We start from the raw sequence: 2,074 nt of genomic DNA, 5'->3' as shown, positions 1-2,074 counted from the left end.
TAGTTTATTCAGACGACCTTTGTCATAAAACGGGTTTGGCGGTATTTATTGGATATGGATGGAAATTTGGCGTGTTTTTGAGCGGACTTGAGGCTTGGAGATGATTTTTGCTGTGTGAAAGTCCGTTATAAGCCTGTCTTTATTTCAAACTATTCTTCTTCTCGATGGTCTCTTTCTGAGGTATTGTCTTTCACTACGGCTTTATTTTCAAAAATTGTTAATATCCGAAAAATTGATTATACTTATAAAGTATTAGTTTATCTGGTCTATTATTGTTGTCAGGTTCAATCTGATTCTGAATCTGCCAATATCCAATTTAAGACCGTTATGCGAAGAATGGCGGCGATGCGTCTTTTCGATTGCTATTTTTCTCGGTGGATTGGAATATAGTGGATTAACTTTAAATCAGGGCAAGGCGAGGCAACGCCGTACTGGTTTAAAGTTAATCCAATATAAAAATGCAAGGCAGGAACTTGGCGCTTTATCTCCATCCACTCAAAACAAAAGAGAGAATTTATGGACACAACCAAACCTACTCTCCATCCCGACCAACAGGCCAACCGCCGCTACCTGACCGTGTGGCGGTGGCATTTTTATTTCGGGCTATTGGTCGCGCCCTTTCTGACCCTGCTTGCCGTAACAGGTCTGGGCATGCTTCTATTCGCCAACATCACCGGTAAAGAGGGCGAGCGCATACACGTTACCCCGCAGGCCCAGGTGCAGCCTTTGTCGGCGCAGGCGGAAGCGGCGCGGCAGTCTGTGAACCCTGAAACCGCTTCGGTGGTGCAATATATCGCGCCGCGCGCCGACGATATGGTTGCCGTGTTCCGCGTGAACAACGACGACAAAGCGACCATGGTCGCCGTCGATCCTTACACGGCAAAAGTCGTCAGTTCCATGCCGCGCAATGAGGGCTGGTATCACACGATGGATGGAATCCACGGCGATATGATGTTCGGCACGGCGGGCGATTATCTGATAGAAACCGCCGCGTCGCTGACCATCCTGATGATGATTACGGGGATTTATTTGTGGTGGGCGAAACAGCGCAGCCTGAAATCCATGCTTGTGCCGCAAACGGGCAAAGGACGCTCGTGGTGGCGCAGCATGCACGGCGCATTCGGCACTTGGGTTTCTTTGATTTTATTGCTGTTCTGCCTGTCTGGTGTTGCTTGGGCGGGCATTTGGGGCGGTAAGTTCGTTCAGTCTTGGAGCCAGTTCCCCGCCGGCAAATGGGGGGTCGAACCGAACCCCGTATCCGTCGTGCCGACCCACGGCGATGTGTTGAACGACGGCAAAACCAAAGAAGTACCGTGGATTCTGGAACTCACGCCCATGCCTGTTTCCGGTACGACGAAGGGCGAAAACGGCATCAATCCGAGCGAACCGATGACCTTGGAAACGGTTGACCGCTTCGCCCGCGAAATCGGTTTCAAAGGCCGCTACCAGCTCAACCTGCCCAAAGGCGAAACGGGCGTGTGGACGCTGTCGCAGGATTCGATGAGCTACGACATGGTCAGCCCGACCGCCGACCGCACGGTGCACATCGACCAATACAGCGGCAAAATCCTGGCCGACATCCGTTTCGATGATTACAACTTCTTCGGCAAATTCATGGCGGCCAGCATCGCGCTGCACATGGGGACGCTGGGCTGGTGGAGCGTGCTGGCGAACGTCTTGTTCTGCCTGGCGGTGATTTTCATCTGCGTCAGCGGCTGCGTGATGTGGTGGAAACGCCGCCCGTCCAAAGCGGGCGGACTGGTTCCTCCGGCGCAGAAAATCGAGCTGCCGGTATGGTGGGCAATGGCTGTGCCGCTTTTGATCGTAGCAGTGTTGTTCCCGACCGCCATCGCCGCCATCGCCGTGATTTGGATTTTGGATACGGCTTTGCTGTCGCGGATTCCGGCGCTGTCGCGGTGGTTCAAATAAACGCTTACGGCGTGTGGCAAACGATAAGCCGTCAGGCTTGATTTGCCAAAATTGAAAGGTCGTCTGAAAACCAAATTAGGTTTTCAGACGACCTTTTTTGACGATTAACTGCAAATATAGTGGATTAAATTTAAATCAGGACAAG

The 2,074-nt window shown here is 51.8% G+C and carries 1 protein-coding gene; it reads left to right on the top strand.

Annotation, left to right across the window (positions count from 1 at the left end; genetic code table 11):
- Window positions 1-516 precede the first annotated feature (516 nt).
- Window positions 517-1,929 carry a PepSY-associated TM helix domain-containing protein gene (locus HMPREF2726_RS09565; RefSeq protein ID WP_070603155.1) on the top strand — a complete coding sequence of 471 codons (1,413 nt, stop codon included), beginning with the start codon at window positions 517-519 and terminating at the stop codon, window positions 1,927-1,929.
- The last annotated feature ends 145 nt before the right edge of the window (window positions 1,930-2,074 follow it).

The sequence above is a fragment of the Neisseria sp. HMSC074B07 genome, assembly GCF_001810355.1.
Lineage (GTDB): Bacteria > Pseudomonadota > Gammaproteobacteria > Burkholderiales > Neisseriaceae > Neisseria.
The sequence above is the reverse complement of the archived record's forward strand: the minus strand, read 5'-3'. Positions and strand labels throughout refer to the sequence as shown.